This is a genomic window from Dehalococcoidia bacterium (genome assembly GCA_035574915.1).
Lineage (GTDB): Bacteria > Chloroflexota > Dehalococcoidia > DSTF01 > WHTK01 > DATLYJ01.
This window is the reverse complement of the sequence record DATLYJ010000086.1, coordinates 1-2,891: the sequence shown is the minus strand read 5'-3', so window position 1 is coordinate 2,891 and position 2,891 is coordinate 1. Positions and strand designations below refer to the sequence as shown.

Genomic DNA, 2,891 nt, shown 5'->3' with positions numbered 1-2,891 from the left:
GGCTCGACGAAACCGGATATCGTGGTGTCCAAGGGCGGCGAGTGATCGCTGAGCAAGAGAACGCCGAGCCGCCTGGCACCGGGCTGGAGCCGACGGCGCTGCGGCGACCGTGAGCGCCGCGGCCCAGCCCGAACCGCCAGGCGCCTACGTCCGCGCGGCGGAAGAGAACGGAAGAACCCCGGCGCTTCTTCAGTTCGCGACCGACCGGGTCACCTCGCTGGGCGTCCACGTTCGAGGTTTGCCTCGTGCACCGGATGACCTGCGGGGTCCGACCTTCCAGCGCGTCCGTTTCGGCGTCGTCACCGGGTGGTAGAACAGCGATGCCAGCGGACCTCGATGTAGGCGCCCCGCTCACCGGGCGCAGCCTGCAGAGAGGGAGCCGGCGGGATACCACCTTCTCCCCGATGTCCCCCGCGACCGCGTGTCTCGATGAATTCGAGCACGACGTCCGCCCCCTGCGCCTCGTCGAGGTGCTGGGCCTCGCGAGCGGCGAGGCGATCCTCGGCGCGAACATCTTCAGGGATCTCTTCGCCGGGATCCGAACATCGTCGGCGGCCGCTCGGCGGCCTACGAGAAGGAGCTCCGGAAGGCGAAAGAGATCGCGGTGGGTGAGGTGGTGGAGCAGGCGCGGGAGCGGGGCACGAACGCGGTCGTCGGGGTGGACCTCGACTACGAGACCCTTCAGGTCGGCCAGTCGGGCGGCATGCTCATGGTGAGCGCGAGCGGGACCGCGGTCCGGCTGTCGTAGGCGGGTGAAGAAGCCGTCTAAGAGGGTAGGGGCTGATTCGGGGCCGAGAACGGGCGTCGCGGTGACGGCGAAAGGGCCCTAAGGCTTCCCATCGTCCGGAAGGCCTCGTCCTGACGTCGCTTCAACGGGCCCGAAAGTTGGACGTTCCTGGCTAGCCTCATCTGATTTCGCCACATGATTAATTTCGAAGCGCGTCGCACCGGGAGGCTGGGCAGTTACCCAACTAAGCGATTCTCTTTCCACTCAGAGAAATCTGATGGTCTCACGTACAACACCCTTCATTGTCAACGACATCCACTCTCGACTCGACCTCACCCACGTAGCCGAAATCGTCCCGGTTGATGCGCTGGCGGCAATTCAGACGGCCATCCACCGCGCCGCCCAACAAGGCCAAGCCATCTTCATCGCCGGGGGGGGGCGGCACGCGATGGGGGCGCAGCAGTCTGGCACGGGCGCCAAACCCAACAGACCAGTGCCGGGGAGGAAGAGAAACGCAGGTTTGGGCGCCGTCGTTGTCTGTGCCCTTGAATTACACGGTACCCAGCCGCGACCTCGGCACTCTGAAGATTCTGTCTCCGGTAGCGTCAGGCGGTGGCACTTCGAATGTGTTGTGGACTTAAGACCGCTATCTCGAGAGCGCGGGACAATCTGTCGAGTATTGGGCTGCGACGTCGTTGCCAACGTTAGACCGCTGATCTCACGGCACGGCTGCGCTTGCCGGGAGAGCCGCCACCAGGACGAGAGCCAAGATTGGTAGCCAATTGCGTGGCCCCTGGCGGCGCTCTTGCGGTCAGCCGGTCATCCGGCTCGCGGTCTTTCGACGCCGAACGACGGCGCTGCCCGCGCCACCACGGCGGACCAAGCGCTCGATGAGCCCCGACGCTCTATCACATCCGGCCGCGCTCCACGGGCCCCAGACACCTCGGAGTTCGACGCGCCTCGGCGAAGGCGACAGGTCGGGGCAAACCGAGGCGTCGGCACACGCCGCCGTCTCTGTCCGGCGGCCGTCCCCGTTGCCTCGGCTGCCAGGCTGACGTAGAATCCGCGCCGGACAGTGGCCTTGTCCGCGCCTGTCGAAGGGGGAAGGGACCCCGGGAGGCCCCGAGGCTTCCCGTCGTCCTGACCTCCGGCGGGCGCTCATTGCCTGCCATCGGGAGGTCGCCAATGCGGCGCAAGGCGTTCACGGTCGCACTGGCCCTGCTCGCCGTCGCAGGATGTGGAGGTAGCGAGCGCGTTCCGACCACCCCTTCGGTTCCCCCGCCGCCGCCGCCCGTTCCCGCCGCTCCGGTCGCGCGGCTGGCGGTCAAGATCGACAGCCGCAACTCGCCGGTCGCGATCCAGGATCTGAGCAACGTGACCTTCGACGCCACCGGATCTTCCGGCACCGGCCTCCGCTACTCGCTGGACTTCGGTGACGGCACGGGCGTCGACGAACCGATCGGCCGCCATGTCTATACCGTGAGCCGGACGTATACCGCGAGAGCGATCATCACGGATTCGCTCGGGCGCACCGACAGCGTGTCCGTGAATGTTGTCGTGAGGAACGTCCAGGGACGCTGGTACAACGGCTTCTACAACTACAACCGCGGCCGTTACGAGGAGCGCTACCTCGACATCCGGTCGCAGTCGGGCACGTCTCTGGAGGGGATTTACACCCACCCCGAAAGATTCATGACGCGCTTCGACGGCGTGCTGAGCGGCGAGCGCGACATCATGCTGAAGCTGGAGGGCAACACGATCACGTTCACCGGCGCCGACGGAAACGGGATCGACGGCGAGGTCACGGCCTTGTCGTTGCTCGTGCGAGGCGGCTCGGCCGACGGTCTCACGCTCCAGTTCAAGAAAGTGACGTGGGCGACTTCCGTCTTCAGCCTTGGCCTTCCGGCGTTTCCGTTCGTGAGTCCGCCGCGGACGGCGTTGGCGTCAGCTCTCTGGTAGTCGACCGCCAGGCCCTTCGCGCTGTCCGCCACGACGAAAGGCTCGAAGGTGGGCGCCGTCACTCCTTCGGCGTCTCGATCGGCCGGTCGGTCAGTTCGGTTCCCTCCGCCGTCTGCACCGACGTCGCCAGCACGGCGGCGCGCACCTCGAGGCGCCTCACGGCTTCCGGCCCGAGCTTCGCCGGCCACGGCACCTCCGCCGTCAC

1 protein-coding gene and 1 pseudogene are annotated in these 2,891 nt (G+C 66.9%); both read left to right on the top strand.

The genetic code is table 11. The features are described 5' to 3' along the window. Positions 1–404 precede the first annotated feature (404 nt). A pseudogene (locus tag VNN10_08075) lies at positions 405–748 on the top strand (heavy metal-binding domain-containing protein). 1,164 nt (positions 749–1,912) lie between these two features. Continuing rightward, the gene (locus VNN10_08070) at positions 1,913–2,686 is read left to right on the top strand and encodes a PKD domain-containing protein (GenBank protein ID HXH21972.1); all 774 of its coding nucleotides are present in this window, start codon (positions 1,913–1,915) and stop codon (positions 2,684–2,686) included. Positions 2,687–2,891: the final 205 nt, after the last annotated feature.

Coding starts and splice junctions, on each gene's coding strand:
- VNN10_08070 (HXH21972.1), top strand. CDS start 1,913: ATGCGGCGCAAGGCGTTCACGGTCGCACTGGCCCTGCTCGCCGTCGCA.